This is a genomic window from Streptomyces gilvosporeus (genome assembly GCF_002082195.1).
Taxonomy (GTDB): domain Bacteria; phylum Actinomycetota; class Actinomycetes; order Streptomycetales; family Streptomycetaceae; genus Streptomyces; species Streptomyces gilvosporeus.
In genome coordinates this window covers 5,157,684-5,178,681 of record NZ_CP020569.1, presented here as the reverse complement: position 1 = coordinate 5,178,681, position 20,998 = coordinate 5,157,684, and the positions used below count along the sequence as shown (strand labels likewise).

Genomic DNA, 20,998 nt, shown 5'->3' with positions numbered 1-20,998 from the left:
CGTCCGGACCTAGGACGACTTGGGCGACTTGGACGGCTTGGCCGATGTGGGCGGCTTCGCCGACGGCGCGCCCGAGGCGCTCTGGCTCTGGCAGCCCTTCTGACGGGCCATCGCCTTGCCGACGTCCCCGGACTCGAGGTTCTTGAACGCCTGCTCGCTCTGGGCGTTGAGCTTCTTGATGCCCTTGGACAGCTCGTCCAGGCCGGCCGCGAACTTCATCTTGTCCTGGGTGCTCAGGCTGTCGATCTGCTTCTTCAGGTTCGCGTAGCCCTTGGAGAGCGAGTTGAGCTCGTTCACCGCGTTCTTCTGGGCGTCCTCACCGCCGTCGCTCGGCGGGGCGCCCGCCTGGTCCAGGGACTTGGCCAGCGATGCGTACGCGCTGGAGATCTTCTGGAAGGCAGCCGAATCCGTCTGCTGGACCTTCTTGGAGTCGGTGTTGCTGCCGCCGGCCGTCTGCATGGCGGCGTTGGCGTCCTGGATCGCCTTGAACTGGGCCTGCGCGGGATCGCAGAACTTCTTCGCCCAGCTGTCGAGTTCCTTGTTGTTGTTCTCGCTGCAGCCGGTCAGCGCGAGCAGGAGTGCCGCACCGCCGGACAGTGCCGTCACAAGCTTCTTGTTCACCGGATTGGTCCCTTCCATGGCTCTCGGCCCCGGAACATACACGCCCAAACGGCCTGGTCGACGGGTCGGGCGGGCCGCCCTGGCCGCATTGCAGCCATTTGCACCAAGGAGCGCGGGGCCGGCCGGGCACAACGACGGCGGGTGGCCGGCGCCCGCAAAATGCGCCGTCCACCCGCCTGTTGAGCCGCTTTCGGGGGCCTCCGGGACTAGGACACCGCGGCCGTTTCTGTCGACTTAGCGACGTTTTCCGATCCGCCGGAGTTGGATTCGTCACCCACGGCGATCCCGCGCCGCTTCGAGACGTAGACCGCGCCGACGATGACCACGAGGGCCAGCGCCGCGACCCCGAGCCGTAGGCCGGTGTTCTTGTCGTCGCCGTAGGAGAACTTCACCACCGCCGGGGCGATCAGCAGGGCCACCAGGTTCATGACCTTCAGCAGCGGGTTGATCGCCGGTCCCGCGGTGTCCTTGAACGGGTCGCCCACGGTGTCGCCGATAACGGTCGCGGCGTGCGCCTCGCTGCCCTTGCCGCCGTGGTGGCCGTCCTCGACCAGCTTCTTGGCGTTGTCCCAGGCGCCGCCGGAGTTGGCCAGGAAGACCGCCATCAGGGTGCCGGTGCCGATCGCGCCCGCCAGGAACGAGCCGAGCGCACCGACGCCGAGCGAGAAGCCGACCGCGATGGGGGTGAGCACCGCCAGCAGCCCGGGGGTCGCCAGTTCGCGCAGCGCGTCCTTGGTGCAGATGTCGACGACCCGCCCGTACTCCGGCGTTTCGGTGTAATCCATGATCCCTGGCTTCTCCCGGAACTGCCGGCGCACCTCGAAGACCACCGCCCCCGCCGACCGCGATACGGCGTTGATGGCCAACCCGGAGAACAGGAAGACGACCGAGGCGCCGAGCACCAGCCCCACCAGGTTGTTGGGCTGCGAGATGTCCAGGCTCAGGCCCATGCCGCTCGCGGCGCTGCCGACGTTGTGCACCGCCGTGGCAATCGCGTCGCGGTACGAGCCGAAGAGCGCGGACGCCGCGAGGACGGCGGTGGCGATGGCGATGCCCTTGGTGATGGCCTTGGTGGTGTTGCCGACCGCGTCCAGGTCGGTCAGGACCTGCGCGCCGTCACCGGTGACATCGCCGGACATCTCGGCGATGCCCTGGGCGTTGTCGGAGACCGGGCCGAAGGTGTCCATGGCCACGATCACGCCGACGGTGGTCAGCAGACCGGTGCCGGCCAGCGCCACCGCGAACAGCGCCAGCATGATGGAGGAGCCGCCCAGCAGGAACGCCCCGTAGACGGCCAGGCCGATCAGTACCGCCGAGTAGACCGCGGACTCCAGGCCGACGGAGATCCCGGCCAGGACGACGGTGGCCGGGCCGGTCAGCGAGGTCTTGCCGATGTCGCGCACCGGACGCCGGGTGGTCTCGGTGAAGTAGCCGGTCAGCTGCTGGATCAGCGCGGCCAGCACGATGCCGATGGCGACCGCCACCAGGGCCAGCATCCGCGGGTCCCCGGAGCGGCCGAGGATGTCGGGGTCGCTGACGCCCTTGAGGTCGCTGTAGCGGGACGGCAGGTAGGTGTAGACCGCGGCGGCCACCAGGACCAGCGAGATGCCCGCGGAGACGAAGAAACCGCGGTTGATGGCGGTCATCCCGCTGCGGTCGCGGCGCCGGGGCGCGACGACGAAGATACCGATCATCGCGGTGAGCACGCCGATGGCCGGGACAAGCAGCGGGAAGGCGAGTCCGGCGTTGCCGAAGGCCGCGGTGCCCAGGATGAGGGCGGCGACCAGGGTGACCGCGTACGACTCGAAGAGGTCGGCCGCCATACCGGCGCAGTCGCCGACGTTGTCGCCCACGTTGTCCGCGATGGTCGCGGCGTTGCGCGGGTCGTCCTCGGGGATGCCCTGCTCCACCTTGCCGACGAGGTCGGCGCCGACGTCCGCGGCCTTGGTGAAGATGCCGCCGCCGACCCTCATGAACATCGCGATCAGCGCCGCGCCGAGACCGAAGCCCTCCAGCACCTTGGGCGCGTCGACCGCGTAGACGAGCACCACACAGGAGGCGCCGAGCAGGCCCAGTCCGACGGTGAACATACCGACGACGCCGCCCGTGCGAAATGCGATCTTCATGGCCTTGTGCGAGACCGCCGTAAGATCTTTTTCTCGCTTATCGCCTTCGGCCGGTGTGGCTTCCCGGGCGGCGGCGGCCACGCGCACATTGCTGCGCACGGCGAGCCACATCCCGATATAGCCGGTGGCCGCGGAGAATCCGGCACCGATCAAGAAGAAGGCGCTGCGTCCCGCGCGCTGCGTCCAATTGTCCGCGGGCAGCAGCATGAGCAGGAAGAACACCACCACGGCGAATACACCGAGGGTCCGCAACTGCCGGGCCAGGTAGGCTTTTGCGCCTTCCTGTACGGCCGCCGCGATCTTCTTCATACTGTCGGTTCCCTCGCCGGCCGCGAGCACTTGGCGGACCAGTACCGCCGCGACGGCCAGCGCGGCCAGCGCGACGACGGCGATCACCAGCACGATGGCGCGGTTGCCCGACGTCAGTGACGGTGCGGCCAGATAAGAGGGGGTGTCCAGCAACTGAGGGGTGTAAGGCCCCGCCATTCGTCCTCCTTGACGTTTGGCACATGGGCGCGCGGAAGCACGCTCAGGCGTCCTGAGCAAGATGTGGACGGATTGTAGGGAGCCGCACCTGATCAAAACAGGGTGCCTCAAAGGGAATTCGCCGGTGGCCGCGATGATCAAAAGGATGCCGTCCGCAGAATTCGCCCGGATGAAGGAAAGCGGAGAATTCGCTGACCGGTGACCGATGATCTCCCTGTCGTACTGATCACCGCCCGCCTGCCGACCGATCGCCGCTGATCAAAGGCGATATACGAGCTCTTGCGCCGAGTGTGTCGCGCGTGACAGGGGAGAGAATTGTTTCAGCCCGCTACCGCCGAACGGGTGAGCCGGGACGGACCATCGGGCTACCCGGCCGTAGTTGAGATGGCGTCAGATCACGGCTTGATCGGGACCCTGGGGGACGCGAGGGGGCCGCCATGGGAGGCATCGCGAGGGGACGGACAGGGGGCCCGTGATGCGGAGGCCGATACGGAGGCTGTGGGGCCGCCCTGCACGGCCGTCAGCGGTGAGCCGGGGGCGCAGGAGTCACCGGAACGGGGATCACGGGGCGGCCTTCGCCGCGAGGGGTGAAGCGGTAAGCGGTAAGCAGTGAGCGGTGAGACGGGCGGGCCGCGCTACGGAACGACCGCCGCCGGCGCCGTCGGCCAGCTCATCCGGATCACGCCGCCGTTCTCGCCGGACGTCACCTCGACATCGTCGACCAGTCCGCTGATGACCGCGAGGCCCATCTCGTCCTCGCCCTCGGGCTCGCTCTCCGCGCCGCCCTCGGGCACGCCCCCGGCATGGGCGCCGGCCGGGCCGGACGCGGTCGGCACCTCGTCGCCCACCTCGATCGAGAACTTCTTCTCGTCCTCGATCAGCAGCACCCGCACCGGGGCCGCGATGTCATTGCTGGTGTGCAGGCCCACGGCGCGGCTGCACGCCTCGCCGACGGCGAGGCGTACCTCGTCCAGCACGGCCTCGTCCACCCCGGCGCGCCTCGCCACGGCAGCAGCGACCAGACGCGCGGTCCGGACGTGCTCGGGAAGGGCGCTGAAGCGAAGTTCGACGGTGGCCATGCCATCCCCCTCGATATGCGGACGTGCAACGCAGGGGGCCGGACGAGGCGTCCGGTACCCCCCACTCCTTCCTTCCCCGCGCCGGAGGCGCGGGGCACCACCGGCCGTCAGTCGGTCGCCGCGACGGCCTCGTCGACCGAGGTGTGAATCGGGAACACCTTGGTCAGACCGGTGATACGGAAGATCTTGAGAATGCGCTCCTGGTTGCAGACCAGGCGCAGCGAGCCCTCATGGGCACGCACCCGCTTGAGCCCGCCGACCAGCACGCCGAGCCCGGTGGAGTCCAGGAAGTCGACACGCTCCATGTCCACCACGAGGTGGTAGCTTCCGTCGTTCACAAGCTCGACCAGCTGCTCGCGCAGCTTGGGCGCGGTGTATACATCAATCTCGCCACCGACCTCGACGACCGTACGGTCGCCAACGGTCCGGGTCGACAGGGACAGGTCCACGGATCCTCCAGCACCTTGCTATCGAGCGGTCGCCCCCCTGGGGCCTCCCCACCGAAGTAGGGGCGGATCTGGCAGCCGCGATGGCATTCAATCACTTACGAGCAGGCGTGCACGACGCCTTGTCAGCATTGTCGGTCAGTCCGGTGACACACTCGGTGCCGATGGCCTCCAATCGACTGCCGCAGGACGCGGGTGCGCGACCCTCCCCAGGCATGATTCTCGACCGTCTCGCCCGGGGCGCGACCCGCGCTGCGCGCATCACTCATACGGAGCACTTGCCCCCGCGTATCGGCAGCCATGCCGACTGGCCGGAAGAGATCCGCCCGGAAGTGATCGACGCCATCCGTTCGGCCGGAATCGATCGTCCCTGGGCTCACCAGGCACGCACGTCCGAACACGCGCTGCGCGGCGAGTCGGTCGTCGTGGCCACCGGGACCGCCTCCGGCAAGTCCCTGGCGTATCTCGCGCCGGTCCTGTCCGCCCTCCTGGACGGCTCCGAGGCCCCCAACGGCCGGGGGGCCACGGCCCTGTACCTGGCGCCCACCAAGGCCCTGGCGGCCGACCAGCGGCGCGCCGTACGCGAGCTGGCCGCCCCGCTGGGTACGGCGATCCGGCCCGCGGTCTACGACGGGGACACCCCCGTCGAGGAGCGCGAGTGGGTGCGCCAGTACGGCAACTACGTCCTGACCAACCCCGACATGCTGCACCGCGGGATCCTGCCGGCCCACCCCCGCTGGTCCTCCTTTCTGCGCGCCCTGCGCTATGTCGTCATCGACGAGTGCCACTCCTACCGCGGCGTCTTCGGCTCCCATGTGGCGCAGGTGATCCGCCGGCTGCGGCGGATCTGCGCCCGCTACGGCGCCGAGCCGGTCTTCCTGCTGGCCTCCGCCACCGCCGCCGAGCCTGGCGAGGCCGCCACCCGGCTCACCGGGCTGCCCGTCGTGGAGATCACCGAGGACACCTCGCCGCGCGGTGAGCTGGTCTTCGCGCTGTGGGAGCCGCCGCTGACCGAACTCCACGGCGAGCAGGGCGCCCCGGTGCGCCGCACCGCCACCGCCGAGACCGCCGACCTGCTCACCGACCTCGCCGTGCAGGGCGTGCGCAGCGTGGCCTTCGTCCGCTCCCGGCGCGGCGCCGAACTGATCGCCCTGATCGCGCAGGAGCGACTCGCCGAGGTGGACCGCTCGCTGCCCGCGCGGATCGCCGCCTACCGGGGCGGCTATCTGCCCGAGGAACGCCGCGCGCTGGAACGCGCCCTGCACACCGGCGATCTGCTGGGCCTCGCCGCCACCACCGCCCTGGAGTTGGGCGTGGATGTCTCGGGCCTGGACGCCGTGGTGATCGCCGGGTATCCGGGCACCCGCGCGTCCCTGTGGCAGCAGGCCGGGCGCGCCGGCCGCGCCGGGCAGGGCGCCCTGGCCGTCCTGGTGGCCCGCGACGACCCGCTGGACACCTATCTCGTCCACCACCCCGAGGCGCTTTTCGACCAGCCGGTCGAGTCCACCGTCCTGGACCCGGACAACCCCTATGTACTGGCCCCGCACCTGTGCGCGGCCGCGTCCGAACTCCCGCTCACCGAGGCCGACTTCCCGCTCTTCGGCCCCGCCACGGCCGGGCTGCTGCCGCAGCTGGAGTCCGCCGCGCTGCTGCGCCGGCGCGCCACCGCCTGGCGCTGGACGCGCCGCGAGCGGGCGGCCGACCTGACCGACATCCGCGGCCAGGGCGGCTCGCCGGTGCAGGTCGTCGAGACCGGCACCGGGCGGCTGCTGGGCACCGTGGACGCAGGCGCCGCGCACACCACCGTCCACGACGGCGCCGTCCACCTCCACCAAGGCCGCACCTATCTCGTCAAGCGGCTCGACCTGGACGACGACGTGGCGCTGGTCGAGGAGGCCAATCCGCCCTATTCCACGACCGCCCGCGACACCACCGCCGTCTCCGTCCTCGAAACCGACACCGAGGTCCCCTGGGGCGACGCCCGGCTGTGTTTCGGTTCGGTCGAGGTCACCAACCAGGTCGTCTCCTTTCTGCGTCGCAAGCTGATCACCGGCGAGGTCCTGGGCGAGACCAAGCTGGACCTGCCGCCCCGGACGCTGCGCACCCGCGCGGTGTGGTGGACGGTCACCGAGGACCAGCTTGACGCCGCCCGGGTCAATCCCCAGCAGCTGGGCGGTGCGCTGCACGCCGCAGAACACGCCTCGATCGGGATGCTGCCACTGTTCGCCACCTGCGACCGATGGGACATCGGCGGCGTCTCCGTACCGCTGCACCCGGACACCCTGCTGCCGACCGTTTTCGTCTACGACGGCCATCCGGGCGGCGCGGGCTTCGCCGAGCGCGCCTTCCACACCGCCGCCGACTGGCTCACCGCCACCCGCAGCGCCATCGCCGCCTGCGAATGCGAGGCCGGCTGCCCGTCCTGCATCCAGTCCCCCAAGTGCGGCAACGGCAACGATCCGCTCCACAAACGGGGCGCGATACGCCTCCTGGGCGAGCTGCTGCGAGGGGCGCCGAAGGGGGCGTAGCCGGTGCGCCGCGGCGAGCGTGGCGTCCGTCATGCCCGCCGGGCCGGCCCTGGCCCGTACCCGCGCCGTATACGGAGCGCGCCCGGCCTCGGCCGCTACGTCGGCGACGGCCCCGGCCACAGTGCAGCGCACCAGGCGGGTGTGCTGCACCGCAGCCACCCGGCGGGCCGCCGCGCAGGCGATGGACCTGCCCTGGAGGGCGTGGTCCGCGGCGGCCAGCGCCGCCAGGTCCGCGGCGGCGGCCGCCTGGTGGCGTGCCGTGACGGCCTGGGCCACGGAGATCAGGGCCGCGAAGACCGCGCACAGCGCCGCCGCCGCGAAGACCGTCCACACCGTCGCGGAGCCTTCCTCACCTCCCCACCGTTTCCTCCGCAAGAGCCACCGCCTCCCCTGTGACGTGGGCCGAAAGCCGCCCCGGGCCGGGCAGCGGGGCCTCGACCCGTACGCGGACCAGATCGCCCTCGCGCGCCAGCGCGACCCGGGCGCCCTCGGGGGCGGCCCGGCGCGCCGCCCGGAGGGCCGCCGCCCGCGGTTCCCCTCGCGCGGCCGCCCGCGCCCCGGCCCGCGCCGCGTCCACACACTCGATCCGGGCGCAGGCGGCCACCAGGCCCCAGATGAGGGTCGCCGCGACCGCCACCAGCAGCGGCAGCACCACGGCCGTCTCCGCCGTCACCATTCCCGCATCGCGGACGACCCGGCGCCGCGGCGCGGCGTCAGAGCCGGACATGGAACGCCTTCTCCAACGCCCCTTGCAGCAGCCCGGCCACCGTGCCGCTGGTGACGACCTTGTAGAGCACGGCCGCCAGGGCACAGGACGCCACCGTGCCCAGGGCGTACTCGGCCGTTGCCATTCCCCGGTCCGCCCCAGCGGTGCGCAGCCGGTGCCACCACCGTCGGGACCCTCGAAAGATTTCTTGAAACATGCCAACCCCCTTGAATTGGTGACTTGCTGAATTGATGGCTTGCTGAATTGGTGAGACTTGATGAGTTGGTGAAGGCCCTGGAGGTCCTGGAGGCCCTGAAAGCCCGGAAGGCGTGGCCCGTCCGAACTCCGTGCCTGTCCTTCTCAGTTACGGCCCAGCAGTCCGCCCGCCAGCCCGATCAGCACCGGCGCCACTCCGAGCGTGAGAAACGCCGGCAGGAAGCACGCCGACAGCGGCAGGGTGACCAGCACCCCCGCCCGCCGGGCCCGCGCGGCCGCCGTTCTGCCGTGCTCCGCACGCAGCTCCGCCGCGATCCGCGCCACCGGCTCGACGGCCGGTACCCCCGATATCCCGGCGCGCTCCAAACAGCGGGCCAGCCCCTCGGCGCCGGGAAGGGCCGCCAACCGCGGCCATACGACGGCCGGTTCGCCGCCCAGACGCAGCTCCGCGGCCACCTGGCGCAGGCGCGCCGCGACGGTCCCCTCCAGCGACCGGCCGACCGCCTCGGCCGACTCCTGCGGCCCGGCCCCGGCGGCCAGCGTGGCCGCCAACAGATCGGCTGCCGGGGCAAGTTCGGCGCGCACCGCGGCCTCGGCCCGGCGTCCGGCTTCCGCGGCCCGTTGCCGTGCGCGCCACAGGTGGGCGCCATAGCCCGCCGCCGGGCCCAGGAGGACACCGGCCACTCCATCGACCAGAATGATCACGAAAGCGGCCACACCCAGTGGCCCCAGCCACTCCTTCAACCCCCGCCACAGCCACCCGCCGCCCTTCGCCGCACGCCCGGTACGCCCCGTACGCCGGGCCGGCCGCCCGCCGCCGTCCCCGAACAGCGCCCCCGCCCGCATCCGTACGGTCCGGCCGCGGCGCGCGGCCCGTAACAGCGACAGCAGCGAGACCGCGCCCACCACGACCGCCCCGACCGCAACCGTCATCCCCACCCTGTGGACAACTTCCGGGCTCATCGCGCACTCCCTTCTCCGCTCGTTTCTCCGCCCGCCTCCGCCACGATCCGTGCCGTCCAGGCCACACCGGCCCACTCCAGGAGCCCGCCGATCACCAGGCAGCCCCATCCGGCCGGGGTGTGCAGCAGCACCCGCAGCGGATCGGCGCCCAGTGCGCCGCCCATGGCGAGCCCGGCCACCGGAAGCAGCGCGAGCATCAGCGCCGTGGCCCGTGGGCCCGCCAACTGGGCTCGCAATTCCTCCTGTTGGTCGCGCCGGGCCCGGAGGCCGGCCGCGATCCGCTCCAGCCCGCGGGCGAGCCCGGCGCCGCCCTGGACCGCGACCTGCCAGCAGGCGGCCACCCCGGTCAGCCCCTCGGCCCCGGGCAGCCGCGCCACCCTGCGCAGCGACCGGGGGACGTCGCCTCCGTAGCGCGCGGCCGCCAGCAGCGCCGCCCCCTCGGGCCCGAGGCCCGGCGCCCCGGTGGCGAGCAGGGCCCGGTCCGGCTGCTGTCCGGCCCGCAGTTCGCCCGCCACCGCCGCGCACAGGGCGATCACCGCCGCCGCGCGCCGGTCCCGCTCGCGCTCCGCGCCCCGGGCGGCCAACCGCCGGCGGACGGCGAACGCGGCGGCCACCGAGGCAAGCACGGGCACGACCGACGCACCCAGCACACCGAGCCCGATCCCCACCGGGAGGCACCAGGTCTCCCGCCCCATACGCCCAAGGCCCCGGCGCCCGGCGCGCCACCACCGCCGCCACCACCACACCGGCCGCCCCGGCGCGCCCCCGATCAGCTCCCGCGCCCGCCGCCGCTGCCCGGCGTCCGACCGGCCGCCGATCAGCCACCCCGCCGCGCCCGCGCAGCACACCGCCGCAACCGCCGGCACGGCTGCCATCGGTCCCACCACCCCCGTCACCGCTCACCACCCCGCTCGCACAGCGCCTGCAACCGCCCCCAGCCACGCGCCTTCTGGAAGCCGTCCGGGGCCCAGAGCGCGGCCGGTACGGTCACCACGAAGCCGTCGCGGTCCCGTTCGAGTACGTGGATCTCGGCGACCCGCCGACGACCGGACCGGTCGCGGACGAGATGGACGACGACCGAGAGCGCGGCCGCCAACTGGCTGTGCAGGGCCGCACGGTCCAGCCCCGCCGTCGAGCCGAGGGCCTCCAGCCGCGCGGGAACGTCGCAGGCCGCATTCGCATGCACCGTGCCGCAGCCGCCCTCATGGCCGGTGTTCAGGGCCGCCAGCAGATCGGTGACCTCGGCGCCGCGGACCTCCCCGACCACCAGCCGGTCCGGCCGCATCCGCAGCGCCTGCCGGACGAGGTCGCGCAGCGTGACCCGCCCGGCGCCCTCCTGGTTGGCGGGGCGGGTCTCCAGCCGCACCACATGGGGATGGTCCGGCCGCAGCTCCGCCGAGTCCTCGGCCAGGACGATCCGTTCGGCCGGGCCGACCAGCCCGAGGAGGCTGGTCAGCAGCGTCGTCTTACCGCTGCCCGTGCCGCCGCTGATGACGAAGGAGAGCCTGGCCGTGAGCACGGCGGTCAGCAGCCGGTCGCCGCCCGGCGGGAGCGTCCCGGCCGCCACCAGGTCCGCGAGGGTGAAGGCCCGTGGCCGCAGTACCCGCAGGGACAGACAAGTCCCGCCGACCGCCACCGGGGGCAGCACGGCATGCAGCCGGGTGCCGTCGGGGAGTCGGGCGTCGACCCAGGGGTGGGCGTCGTCCAGACGGCGCCCGGCCACCGCCGCCAGCCGCTGGGCGAGCCGCCGCACCTCCGCCGCGTCCCGGAAGCGCACTGCCGCCCGCTCCAGCCCGCCGCCCCTGTCCACCCACACCTCGTCGGGTGCGGTGACCAGCACATCCGTGACCTCCGGCGCGGCCAGCAGCGGCTCCAGCGGCCCGCTGCCCACCATCTCGGACCGCAGTGCGGCCACCACGCCCAGCACCTCCGCGTCCCCCAGCAGCCGCCCCTCCTCGCGCAGCGCCACCGCCACCCGGGCCGGCGTCGGCTCCGCCCCGGTCTCGGCCAGCCGCCTGCGCACCGCATCCAGCAGATCCCGGCCGGTCATCGCCGCACACCTCCCCGGACCGCCCCGAGCACCGGCCCCCCGACCGCCGGGCCGGGCTGCCGCGGAGGCGGGCCGGACGGCACCGGCACCCGCCGCCAGAACTCCGCACAGAACCGCGCCAGCGGCCCCCGCGGCTGCGCTCCCGGCGGAACGTCCCGCGCCAGGTCGCCCACCAGGCCGGTGTCCCAGCCCAGTTCGCCGGCCAGTGGTAGCTTCAGCAGGCGGGCGATCTCGTCCGGGGGCAGCCCTGGATCGGGCCCGGGGACGCCGCGCGCCACCGCCCGCAGATCGCCGAGCACCGGGCGTACGCCGGCCGCCACCCGCTGCGCCGCCGCGACCGCGCGCAACTCGGCGGGGACGATCAGCAGCCCCACGTCCACCTGGGCCAGCGCCTCCGCCACCGCATCGTCGACCCGACGGGGCAGATCCACCACCACGACGCCGCCCCGGCGCCGCGCCGCCGCCAGCACCGCCCGCATCGCCTCCGGCGGGATCGCGGCCTCACCGGCCCGGTCCCAGCTGAGCACCCGCAGGGAGTGCAGCCGCGGCAGCGACTCCGCCAGGACGCCGCCAGCCACCCGGCCCCGGGATTCCGTGAACGCCGGCCAGCGCAGGCCGGGCTCCTTCTCGCCGCCCAGCAGGACATCGAGCCCGCCGCCGAGGGGGTCGCCGTCCACCAGGAGCGCGGGCGCTCCCGTACGGGCCGCCGTGACGGCGAGGGCGCAGGCCAGGGTGCTCGCACCGGCCCCGCCGCGGCCGCCGATGACGCCGACCGTGCGCGCGGGCGGCCCGACGCCTTCGACCGCGTCGGCGATCCGGTCGACCAGCCAGCGCTCGCCGTCGGGCAGGGCCAGCACCCGCTCCGCCCCGATGGCCACGGCCCGCCGCAGCAGCGCGGGATCGTCTGCGTCCCGCCCGGCGAGGACCACTCCCTCCCGGCGCCCGACGCCGCGCAGCCGGTCCGCGCAGTCCTCCCCGATGATCACCAGGGGCGCCGCCTCCCAGGCCCCTCTACGGGCCGGCGGGCCGTGCCCCACCTCCGGCAGCGCACCGGCCGCCGCGCACAGCCGCAGCAGATCGTCGAGGAGGCGTTCGTCCTCGGTGAGGATCAGCGGGCCGTCCCGCTCCTCCCCGCTCCGGTCCGCCCGGTCGGATCCCGTCGATCCCGTCATGTTCCGTCCCCCTATCGCTGCACAACTCGTCGCTCCGCGAACGCGCGGACTTTTACGGTGCAGCGATCGGAGAAATCGCGTGGATCTTGACCCGAATCTGTGGACAACTCCCAGCCTGTGAATATCCCCGTCACCTATTCCAGCGACGAAGGCGCGCCTTGCCGGGGCGCAGAGCGGGACGAAGCCCGACAAGGAGATCGCGGCGGAGAAGACGGAAGTGCGGACCCCGAGAGGGGATTTCATAGAGCACTGCGACGACTACGGTGCGTTACACATGGAGCGCGTCGACGGGCACCGCATCACAGGGCAACAGGAAGGGCCCGATTCGGGTTTGGCGGCGCAAAAGGCGTCCGGACATGCGACGACCCCCGCCGGGGGGGAGAGCGGGGGTCGTCCCCACGGCCGACTCGGGGGGGGAGGAGCCGGACCGGGTTAGCACGGTCGCGAACGATCCGTGACTTCCATGGTGTACCCGAGAGCCTTCTCAGGCAAACCCACGCGCCACACCTTACGCCGAATGGTTGGCCCCTATGCTCGCCCCGTGGAAAACCACTCCGTGCCTCACTCGACACCCCGTACTGCCGCGTTCTTCGACTTGGACAAGACCGTCATTGCAAAGTCGAGCACGCTGACCTTCAGCAAGTCCTTCTACCAAGGCGGCCTGATCAATCGCCGTGCCGTCCTGCGTACCGCATATGCCCAGTTCGTGTTCCTCGCCGGCGGCGCCGATCACGACCAGATGGAGCGCATGCGCGAATATCTCTCCTCGCTCTGCCGGGGCTGGGATGTGGCCCAGGTCCGGGAGATCGTCGCCGAAACACTGCACCGTCTGATCGACCCGATCATTTACGACGAGGCGGCGTCGCTGATCGAGGAACACCACGCCGCCGGGCGGGACGTCGTCATCGTCTCCACCTCGGGGGCGGAGGTCGTCGAGCCCATCGGCGAACTCCTGGGAGCCGACCGGGTGGTGGCCACCAGGATGGTCGTCGGTGAGGACGGCCGCTTCACCGGTGAGGTGGAGTACTACGCCTACGGCCCGACCAAGGCGCAGGCCGTCCGGGAACTCGCCGCATCCGAGGGCTACGACCTGGAGCGCTGCTTCGCCTACAGCGATTCGGCGACCGACGTCCCGATGCTGGAGGCGGTCGGCCACCCCTTCGCGGTCAATCCGGACCGGGCGCTGCGCCGCGAGGCGGTGGCCCGCGGCTGGCCGGTGCTCTCCTTCAACCGGCCGGTGCCACTGCGGCAGCGGCTGCCGGCGCTGTCGCTGCCGCCGCGGCCGGTGCTCGCGGCCGTCGCGGCGGTGGGCGCGGCCGCCGCCACCGCCGGCCTGGTCTGGTACGCGAGCCGCCGCCGCAGCACGCCTCGGATCCTGGCCCCTAATCCCCGCATTTGAGGCCAAACGTAAATATCTGCGGTACGGGGTTCCACTTACCCCGTATCAGTAGTACAAAGGACTTAACGGCCCGCGAGACCAAGGACATCCGAGAGGACTACCTAGAAACGCAGCAAGGCCCCACGGACCGATGCATGAAAGTCGGGCACCCACGCGACGCCGACCCGTCGATTACGGGCCAGCCGCACCAGGTGACGGACAAAGTTTCCGACCTGATGGGCGAAATATCGTGCACGCATGGTCACCTGACGGACATGCCAGCGGCGGTACCAAGTAGCACGGGTACCGCCGCAACCCCTTTTCCGGGCAATTGCGTTGATCCCGACGGAAGACTGGCCGAAAGGCGATTAAGGGACGCCGTCCATTAGGGGCGAGCGCCCTTAGCCGTGCTTATACCGAGGCCCGGCACTTATCGGCCGACGCTTATGCCGATGGCCGGAAATCGTCGCGACCGGGCTCAGCGTTACCGAGCCGGCCCTCCGCCAACCGCTATCCCGCTGTTAAGCCGCGCCCCGCTGCAACGCCTCACAGACCGCGGTGCTCTCCCGCGCCCCCAGATCCACGGCGCGCCCGCAGTGCGCAATCCATGCCGCGACGCCGTCCGGTGTGCCCGAGACATAACCCTCCAGGGCGGCGGTATAGGCCGCGCGCCCCAGTTCCGCGTGCCCGACCTCGGCCGGGCAGATGGCCTTCGGGTCCAGTCCGCTGCCGATCAGCACGATCCGCTCGGCGGCCCGCGCGACCAGCCCGTTGTACGAGCCGAAGGGCCGCAGCGCCAGCAGCTCGCCGTGCACCACCGCCGCCGTCACCAGGGCCGGGGCCTCACTGCCGGCCAGCAGCAGCCGCGACAGCCCGTCCAGGCGCCCCGCGACCTCCTCCGCACCCGGCAGCGGCAGCTCGACCACCGGCTCGTCCACCGGCTCGGCCCCCAGCCGCGGCCGCCCGACCGTCTCGTCCGCGGCATCGCGACCGGCCGCCACCAGATGCAGCCGCGCCAGCACCCGCAGCGGCGACTGCCGCCAGACGCTCAGCAACTGCCCGGCCTCCGCGGTCAGTCGCAGCGCCGCGCCGACCGTCCGCGGCTCGCCGGCCACGCCGAAGTCGCTGCGCCGCCGGACCTCTTCGAGCTCCCAGTCGGCCCCCGCCAGCGCCGCGGAACCACGCGCTCCGCGCAGCGCCGCCTCGGAGCTGACCTCGTTGCTGCGCCGCCGCATGATCCGGTGCCCGTAGATCCGGTCGACGCCGGTACGTACGGAGTCCACGGCCTCGGCGACCCCGGGGAGCGACGCCAGGGCGGCGAGCGGATCAGCGCTCGTGTTCGATGATGCGGAGTGTGCAGCCATGGGTACGACCCTACGCACCACCGGGCCGGACCCCTCGAAGGAGTGGTCTTCTTCACGTAAAGCCCTTGTCGGCCGCGGTCCGCCACCTACCTTGGTGAACATGAAGATCGCTTTCGTAGGCAAGGGCGGCAGCGGCAAAACGACCCTGTCCTCCCTGTTCATCCGGCATCTGGCCGCGTCCCGCATTCCCGTGATCGCGGTGGACGCCGATATCAACCAGCACCTGGGCGCGGCCCTCGGCCTGGACGAGGAGGCGGCCGCCGCGCTCCCGGCGATGGGCACCCATCTTCCGCTGATCAAGGACTACTTGCGCGGCAGCAACCTGCGGATCGCCTCCGCCGAGACCATGATCAAGACCACCCCGCCCGGCGAGGGCTCGCGCCTGCTGCGGGTGTGCGAGGACAACCCCGTCTACGACGCCTGCGCGCGCACCGTGCCGCTCGACGACGGTTTCGTACGGCTGATGGCGACCGGTCCGTTCACCGAGTCCGATCTGGGCGTGGCCTGTTACCACTCCAAGGTGGGGGCGGTCGAGCTGTGCCTCAACCACCTGGTGGACGGGCGCGAGGAGTACGTCGTCGTCGATATGACGGCCGGTTCGGACTCCTTCGCGTCCGGGATGTTCACCCGCTTCGACATGACCTTCCTGGTGGCCGAGCCGACCCGTAAGGGCATCGCCGTCTACCGCCAGTACAAGGAGTACGCCCGGGACTTCGGCGTCCCCCTCAAGGTCGTGGGCAACAAGGTGCAGAGCCCCGACGACCTGGAGTATCTGCGCTCCGAGGTGGGCGAGGACCTGCTGGTGGCCGTGGGGCACTCCGACTGGGTGCGGGCCGCGGAGAAGGGTCGCCAGACGCCGTTCGCGCAGCTGGAGGGCGTCAACCGCATCGCGCTGGAGCGGCTGCACCGCACGGCGGACGCCTCGTACGAGCGCCGTGACTGGGAGCGCTACACCCGCCAGATGGTGCACTTCCACCTGAAGAACGCCGAGAGCTGGGGCAATGCCAAGACGGGCGCCGATCTGGCCGCCCAGGTGGACCCCTCCTTCGTCCTCCTGGAGGGGGTGGCCACCCCGCAGCCCGCCTGATCCGCGCCCCCCTTGCCGACGGGCACCACCGGGCGGCAGCCCCGCCCGTCGGCTCATCCAGTCGCCGCCTTCACCCCACAGGGGGAATAACTGGGTCTTTTGCACGAAAAAGCTTCTCTTTGTCTTTACGCGACATTACGGTCCATTTACCGATGCTTGAGAGTCGCCGGACCTTCACCCTCAGCAAGGGGCGTCCGGCGGGCTCGCGTCCCGCCGCAGTACACCGCCGCCCACGATCGCGCCCCGCGCGACCGCGTCGCCCCGGAGGAGACGGGAATGTCGCAGATCGAGAAGTCGCCGCCGCCCAAGCCGCGCGCCCCGCATCCCGCCGAGACCCATACGAAGGCCGTGCCCGAACCGCGCGCCGAGAAGGCCCGCAGAAGCCTGCGCCGGGATCTGTCCGCCTCGGTCGTCGTCTTCCTGCTCGCCGTGCCGCTCTCTCTCGGCATCGCCCTGGCCACCGGGGCGCCGCCGCAGGCCGGTCTGATCGCCGCGGCCGTCGGCGGGATCGTCGCCGGTCTGCTCGGCGGCGCTCCCCTCCAGGTCACCGGCGCGGCCACCGGCCTCCTGGTGGTCACCGGCGATCTCGTCCAGCGCTACGGCTGGCGCGCCACCTGCGCGGTCACCGTGCTGGCCGGACTGACCCAACTCGCCCTGGGCGCGCTGCGGGTGGCCCGGGCGGCGCTGGCCATCAGCCCGGCGATCGTGCACGGCATGCTCGCCGGAATCGGGGTGACGATCGCCGTCGGCCAGCTCCATGTGGTGCTCGGCGGCAGCCCGGACAGCTCCGCGCTCGACAACGCCGCCGCGCTGCCGCGCCAGTTGGAGCACCCGCACGCCGTCGCGCTGCTGATCGGCGCCGTCACGGTCGCCGTCCTGGCCGGCTGGAAGCGGCTGCCGGGCCGCGGCGGGCGCTGGGCGCGCCGGGTCCCGGCGCCGCTGGCCGCCGTTCTGGCCGCCACGGCGCTCAGCGCGGGGACGGCGGTGCCGCGGGTCGACCTGCCGTCCTGGCGGACGCCCGAACTGCCCGTGCTGCCGCACGCCTCCTGGCCGGCCCTCGCCGCCGCGGTGCTGACCGTCACCCTGGTGGCCAGCATGGAATCGCTGCTGTCGGCGCTGGCGGTGGACCGCCTGGCGGCCGAGCGGCCCGGCGCCCCCACGGGCCGGGCGCAGCTCGATCGGGAGCTGGCCGGGCAGGGCGTCGCCAACGCCGTCTCCGGGCTGCTGGGCGGGATGCCCGTCTCCGGGGGCGCGATGCGCGGCTCGGCGAATGTGAAGGCGGGCGCGGTGACCCGGCGCGCCACCGTGCTGCACGGCGTGTGGGTGCTGCTCTGCGCGGGCCTGCTGGCCGGGACGCTGGAGCTGATCCCGCTGGCCTCGCTCGCCGCGCTGGTGATGGTCGTCGGCGTACGGATGGTGAGCTTCGCGCACATCCGCCATGTGCACCGCCACCGCGAGTTCCCGGTGTACGCCGCCACCTTGGGCGCGGTCGTGGTCCTCGGCGTCCTGCACGGCGTCGCAACCGGTATCGCGGTTTCGGTGTTTCTTGCTTTGAGGAGGCTGACACACACCCGTATCGCCGTGACCGAAGAGGAGGACTGCCACCGGGTGCGCGTCAGCGGGCAGTTGACGTTTCTGGCGGTGCCGCGGCTGACGCGGGCGCTGGCGCTGGTGCCGGCCCACGCCAACGTCGTCGTCGAGCTGTGCGGTTCGTTCATGGACCACGCCGCGTACGAGGCGCTGCGGACCTGGTCCGCCGCGCATCGGGCGCATGGCGGCTGGGTCACCCTCGGGGGGCGCTCCGGCCGTCCGATCGCCGAGCCGGCCAGCGCGCACTCCTGCCGTCCGTGGACGCCCTGGCGCAACCACCACTGCACCCGGCCCGCCCCGGGAGATCGTCCCGCCCCGGCGAGCAGCGGCAGCCAACTGCTGGGTGGGGTCAGCGCGTTCCAGCGGCATACGGCCCCGCTGGTGCGCGAGGAGCTGGCCCGGCTGGCGCGCGAGGGCCAGCGGCCCACCCAGCTGTTCTTGACCTGCGCCGACTCCCGGCTGGTCACGAGCATGATCACCTCCAGCGGTCCGGGTGATCTGTTCACCGTGCGCAATGTCGGCAATCTGATGCCGCCGCCCGGCTCGGACGCCTCCTGTGACTCGGTGGCGGCGGCCATCGAGTACGCGGTGGAGGTGCTGCAGGTCGGCTCGATCACGGTGTGCGGGCATTCGGGGTGCGGGGCGATGGGGGCGCTGCTGGCTTCCGCCGACCCGGAGGAGGGCGAGCCGACCCCGCTCGCCCGGTGGCTGCGCCACGGCCGCCCGAGCCTGGCCCGGATGCGGCGCATCGGACGGCTGGGCCGGGGCGAAGTCGCCCTCGACAACCGCCCGGTGGCCGACGAGCAGGAGCGGCTGGCGCTCGTCAACGTCCTGCAACAGCTCGACCACCTGCGGGCGCACCCCTGCGTGGCCCGCCGGGTGGCCGAGGGATCGCTCGCGCTGCACGGCATGTATTTCCATGTTGGCGACGCCCAGGCATATGTGCTCGACGAGGCCACGGGACGCTTCTCGGCGGTGTCCGGCGCGCCGGCGGCGGCCCGGGTCTGACCTGCGCGGGGCCGGCGAACGGCCCCGCGCACCACCGGGGCTTGACAGGTCTACACCAATAATTGTCCACAGCCCTTGTCACGGCCGGGCACGGGCTGATGAGCTATGCCATGGGACACATCGGACGCCCTGGGAATGGGAGAAGTCGTGAGCAACGAAAGCCTGGCCAACCTGCTCAAGGAGGAGCGGCGGTTTGCACCGCCCGCCGATCTGGCCGCGCATGCCAACGTCACGGCTGCCGCGTACGAGAAGGCCGCGGCGGACCGGCTGGGCTTCTGGGCCGAGCAGGCCAAACGCCTCAACTGGGCGGTGGAGCCCACCGAAACACTCGACTGGTCCAACCCGCCCTTCGCCAAGTGGTTCGCCGACGGCAAGCTCAACGTCGCCTACAACTGTGTGGACCGGCATGTGGAGAACGGCCTGGGTGACCGGATCGCCATCCACTTCGAGGGCGAGGGCGGCGACACCCGCGCGCTCACCTACGCCGACCTCCAGCGCGAGGTCTCCAAGGCCGCCAACGCCCTCGTCGAGCTGGGCGTGCAGACCGGCGACCGGGTCGCGATCTACATGCCGATGATCCCGGAGACGGTCGTCGCCATGCTGGCCTGCGCCCGTCTGGGCGCCCCGCATTCGGTGGTCTTCGGCGGTTTCTCCGCGGACGCGCTGGCCACCCGCATCGAGGACGCCGACGCCCGCGTGGTGATCACCGCCGACGGCGGCTACCGCCGCGGCAAGCCCTCGGCCCTCAAGCCCGCCGTGGACGAGGCCCTGACCAGGCCCGGCACCCAGAACGTCCGCAGCGTGCTGGTCGTGCGCCGTACGGGCCAGGAGGGCATCGACTGGCACGAAGGCCGGGACGTGTGGTGGCACGAGATCGTCGAGCGGCAGAGCGAGGCCCACACGCCCGAGGCGTTCGACGCCGAGCACCCGCTGTTCATCCTCTACACCTCCGGGACGACGGGTAAGCCCAAGGGCATCCTGCACACCACCGGCGGCTACCTCACCCAGGTGTCGTACACCCACCACGCCGTCTTCGACCTCAAGCCGGAGACCGACGTCTTCTGGTGCACGGCCGACGTCGGCTGGGTGACCGGCCACTCGTACATCACCTACGGCCCGCTCTCCAACGGTGCGACGCAGGTGCTCTACGAGGGCACGCCCGACACCCCGCACCAGGGCCGCTGGTGGGAGATCGTCCAGAAGTACGGCGTGACGATCCTCTACACCGCGCCGACCGCCATCCGCGCCTGCATGAAGTGGGGCGATGACATCCCGGCGAAGTTCGATCTGTCCTCGCTGCGGGTCCTGGGGTCGGTCGGCGAGCCGATCAACCCCGAGGCGTGGATGTGGTACCGCAAGCACATCGGCGCCGACCGCACGCCGATCGTCGACACCTGGTGGCAGACCGAGACCGGCGCGATGATGCTCAGCCCGCTGCCCGGCATCACGGAGACCAAGCCGGGCTCGGCGCAGCTGCCGCTGCCCGGTATCGCGGCGACCGTGGTGGACGACGACGCCCGCGAGGTCCCCAACGGCTCCGGCGGCTATCTGGTCCTCACCGAGCCGTGGCCGTCGATGCTGCGCACCATCTGGGGCGACGACCAGCGCTATCTGGACACCTACTGGTCGCGTTTCGAGGGCAAGTACTTCGCCGGCGACGGCGCCAAGAAGGACGACGACGGCGACATCTGGCTGCTGGGCCGGGTGGACGACGTCATGCTCGTCTCGGGCCACAACATCTCCACCACCGAGGTCGAGTCCGCGCTGGTCTCGCACCCCAAGGTGGCCGAGGCCGCGGTCGTCGGCGCCACCGACCCGCAGACCACCCAGGCGATCTGCGCCTTTGTCATCCTGCGCGGCGGCGCGGCCGAGGACGAGGGCCTGACCGACGAGCTGCGCACCCATGTCGCCCACCAGCTCGGCCCGATCGCCAAGCCCAAGCGGATCATGGCGGTCGCGGAGCTGCCCAAGACCCGCTCCGGCAAGATCATGCGGCGACTGCTGCGCGATGTGGCCGAAAACCGCGACCTCGGTGATGTCACCACCCTCACCGATTCCTCGGTCATGGACCTGATCCAGGCGAAGCTGCCGAGCGCGGCGAGCGAGGACTGAGCGACCGCTTACCAGGGGCGCCGGGCCGATGCGGCCCGGCGCCCCTCGTCGTCTTCGGGCGCCCTG

General features: G+C 72.1%; 16 protein-coding genes and 1 pseudogene. 5 read left to right on the top strand and 12 right to left on the bottom strand.

The window, feature by feature from the left end; all coding sequences use genetic code 11:
* Window positions 1–9: 9 nt before the first annotated feature.
* From B1H19_RS23100 to bldG, 4 genes are all read right to left on the bottom strand, one after another.
* Window positions 10–621, bottom strand: coding sequence for a small secreted protein (locus B1H19_RS23100; RefSeq protein ID WP_083106695.1), 612 nt, complete (start codon window positions 619–621; stop codon window positions 10–12).
* 206 nt (window positions 622–827) lie between these two features.
* A complete protein-coding gene (locus tag B1H19_RS23095; protein WP_083106694.1) occupies window positions 828–3,233 on the bottom strand; it encodes a sodium-translocating pyrophosphatase in 2,406 nt (801 codons plus the stop codon).
* A 635-nt stretch (window positions 3,234–3,868) separates the two neighbouring features.
* Complete coding sequence (locus tag B1H19_RS23090) at window positions 3,869–4,312, bottom strand: ATP-binding protein (protein WP_083106693.1); 444 nt, start codon at window positions 4,310–4,312, stop codon at window positions 3,869–3,871.
* 107 nt (window positions 4,313–4,419) lie between these two features.
* Window positions 4,420–4,761, bottom strand: coding sequence for an anti-sigma factor antagonist BldG (bldG, locus tag B1H19_RS23085; RefSeq protein ID WP_004571875.1), 342 nt, complete (start codon window positions 4,759–4,761; stop codon window positions 4,420–4,422).
* Between the two features lie 80 nt (window positions 4,762–4,841).
* Between bldG and B1H19_RS23080 the strand changes: the two genes are divergently transcribed.
* Window positions 4,842–7,286, top strand: coding sequence for a DEAD/DEAH box helicase (locus B1H19_RS23080; RefSeq protein WP_083106692.1), 2,445 nt, complete (start codon window positions 4,842–4,844; stop codon window positions 7,284–7,286).
* 99 nt (window positions 7,287–7,385) lie between these two features.
* On the opposite strand, the pseudogene B1H19_RS23075 reads toward B1H19_RS23080, so the two are convergent.
* From B1H19_RS23075 to ssd, 7 genes and pseudogenes are all read right to left on the bottom strand, one after another.
* Window positions 7,386–7,619, bottom strand: a pseudogene (locus B1H19_RS23075) (Rv3654c family TadE-like protein); the annotation flags it as partial.
* Window positions 7,620–7,635: 16 nt separating this feature from the next.
* Window positions 7,636–8,013 (bottom strand): TadE family type IV pilus minor pilin, encoded by a 378-nt coding sequence (locus B1H19_RS23070; RefSeq protein WP_083106691.1) that lies wholly within the window; start codon window positions 8,011–8,013, stop codon window positions 7,636–7,638.
* Window positions 8,000–8,137, bottom strand: coding sequence for a DUF4244 domain-containing protein (locus tag B1H19_RS23065; protein ID WP_418361460.1), 138 nt, complete (start codon window positions 8,135–8,137; stop codon window positions 8,000–8,002). The genes B1H19_RS23070 and B1H19_RS23065 overlap by 14 nt, the downstream gene beginning before the upstream one ends.
* Window positions 8,138–8,352: 215 nt before the next feature.
* Complete coding sequence (locus tag B1H19_RS23060) at window positions 8,353–9,171, bottom strand: type II secretion system F family protein (protein ID WP_083106689.1); 819 nt, start codon at window positions 9,169–9,171, stop codon at window positions 8,353–8,355.
* The gene (locus tag B1H19_RS23055) at window positions 9,168–10,046 is read right to left on the bottom strand and encodes a type II secretion system F family protein (RefSeq protein WP_083106688.1); all 879 of its coding nucleotides are present in this window, start codon (window positions 10,044–10,046) and stop codon (window positions 9,168–9,170) included. Before B1H19_RS23055 ends, B1H19_RS23060 begins: the two co-directional genes overlap by 4 nt.
* Before the next feature lie 17 nt (window positions 10,047–10,063).
* Window positions 10,064–11,221 (bottom strand): TadA family conjugal transfer-associated ATPase, encoded by a 1,158-nt coding sequence (locus tag B1H19_RS23050; protein WP_083106687.1) that lies wholly within the window; start codon window positions 11,219–11,221, stop codon window positions 10,064–10,066.
* Complete coding sequence (ssd, locus tag B1H19_RS23045; RefSeq protein ID WP_083106686.1) at window positions 11,218–12,393, bottom strand: septum site-determining protein Ssd; 1,176 nt, start codon at window positions 12,391–12,393, stop codon at window positions 11,218–11,220. Before ssd ends, B1H19_RS23050 begins: the two co-directional genes overlap by 4 nt.
* 517 nt (window positions 12,394–12,910) lie before the next feature.
* On the opposite strand from ssd, the gene B1H19_RS23040 reads away from it, so the two are divergent.
* Window positions 12,911–13,792 carry an HAD family hydrolase gene (locus B1H19_RS23040; RefSeq protein WP_083106685.1) on the top strand — a complete coding sequence of 294 codons (882 nt, stop codon included), beginning with the start codon at window positions 12,911–12,913 and terminating at the stop codon, window positions 13,790–13,792.
* A 500-nt stretch (window positions 13,793–14,292) separates the two neighbouring features.
* Here the strand turns inward: B1H19_RS23040 and B1H19_RS23035 are convergent, their stop codons facing one another.
* Entirely contained in the window at window positions 14,293–15,135 is an 843-nt protein-coding gene (locus tag B1H19_RS23035) for a Fic family protein (RefSeq protein WP_083106684.1), read from the bottom strand.
* 100 nt (window positions 15,136–15,235) lie between these two features.
* On the opposite strand from B1H19_RS23035, the gene B1H19_RS23030 reads away from it, so the two are divergent.
* From B1H19_RS23030 to acs, 3 genes are all read left to right on the top strand, one after another.
* Complete coding sequence (locus tag B1H19_RS23030; protein WP_083106683.1) at window positions 15,236–16,222, top strand: ATP-binding protein; 987 nt, start codon at window positions 15,236–15,238, stop codon at window positions 16,220–16,222.
* A 276-nt stretch (window positions 16,223–16,498) separates the two neighbouring features.
* Entirely contained in the window at window positions 16,499–18,820 is a 2,322-nt protein-coding gene (locus B1H19_RS23025; protein WP_083106682.1) for a SulP family inorganic anion transporter, read from the top strand.
* A gap of 147 nt (window positions 18,821–18,967) precedes the next feature.
* Window positions 18,968–20,932, top strand: coding sequence for an acetate--CoA ligase (gene acs, locus B1H19_RS23020; protein WP_083109816.1), 1,965 nt, complete (start codon window positions 18,968–18,970; stop codon window positions 20,930–20,932).
* The last annotated feature ends 66 nt before the right edge of the window (window positions 20,933–20,998 follow it).

Bases quoted from the DNA above. Each gene is read 5' to 3' on its own strand.
- ssd (WP_083106686.1), bottom strand. From the start codon at position 12,393: ATGACGGGATCGACGGGATCCGACCGGGCGGACCGGAGCGGGGAGGAG.
- B1H19_RS23030 (WP_083106683.1), top strand. From the start codon at position 15,236: ATGAAGATCGCTTTCGTAGGCAAGGGCGGCAGCGGCAAAACGACCCTG.
- B1H19_RS23055 (WP_083106688.1), bottom strand. From the start codon at position 10,046: ATGGCAGCCGTGCCGGCGGTTGCGGCGGTGTGCTGCGCGGGCGCGGCG.
- B1H19_RS23035 (WP_083106684.1), bottom strand. From the start codon at position 15,135: ATGGCTGCACACTCCGCATCATCGAACACGAGCGCTGATCCGCTCGCC.
- B1H19_RS23090 (WP_083106693.1), bottom strand. From the start codon at position 4,312: ATGGCCACCGTCGAACTTCGCTTCAGCGCCCTTCCCGAGCACGTCCGG.
- B1H19_RS23070 (WP_083106691.1), bottom strand. From the start codon at position 8,013: ATGTCCGGCTCTGACGCCGCGCCGCGGCGCCGGGTCGTCCGCGATGCG.
- B1H19_RS23040 (WP_083106685.1), top strand. From the start codon at position 12,911: ATGGTTGGCCCCTATGCTCGCCCCGTGGAAAACCACTCCGTGCCTCAC.
- B1H19_RS23080 (WP_083106692.1), top strand. From the start codon at position 4,842: ATGGCATTCAATCACTTACGAGCAGGCGTGCACGACGCCTTGTCAGCA.
- B1H19_RS23025 (WP_083106682.1), top strand. From the start codon at position 16,499: ATGTCGCAGATCGAGAAGTCGCCGCCGCCCAAGCCGCGCGCCCCGCAT.
- B1H19_RS23065 (WP_418361460.1), bottom strand. From the start codon at position 8,137: ATGGCAACGGCCGAGTACGCCCTGGGCACGGTGGCGTCCTGTGCCCTG.
- B1H19_RS23050 (WP_083106687.1), bottom strand. From the start codon at position 11,221: ATGACCGGCCGGGATCTGCTGGATGCGGTGCGCAGGCGGCTGGCCGAG.
- B1H19_RS23095 (WP_083106694.1), bottom strand. From the start codon at position 3,233: ATGGCGGGGCCTTACACCCCTCAGTTGCTGGACACCCCCTCTTATCTG.
- B1H19_RS23060 (WP_083106689.1), bottom strand. From the start codon at position 9,171: ATGAGCCCGGAAGTTGTCCACAGGGTGGGGATGACGGTTGCGGTCGGG.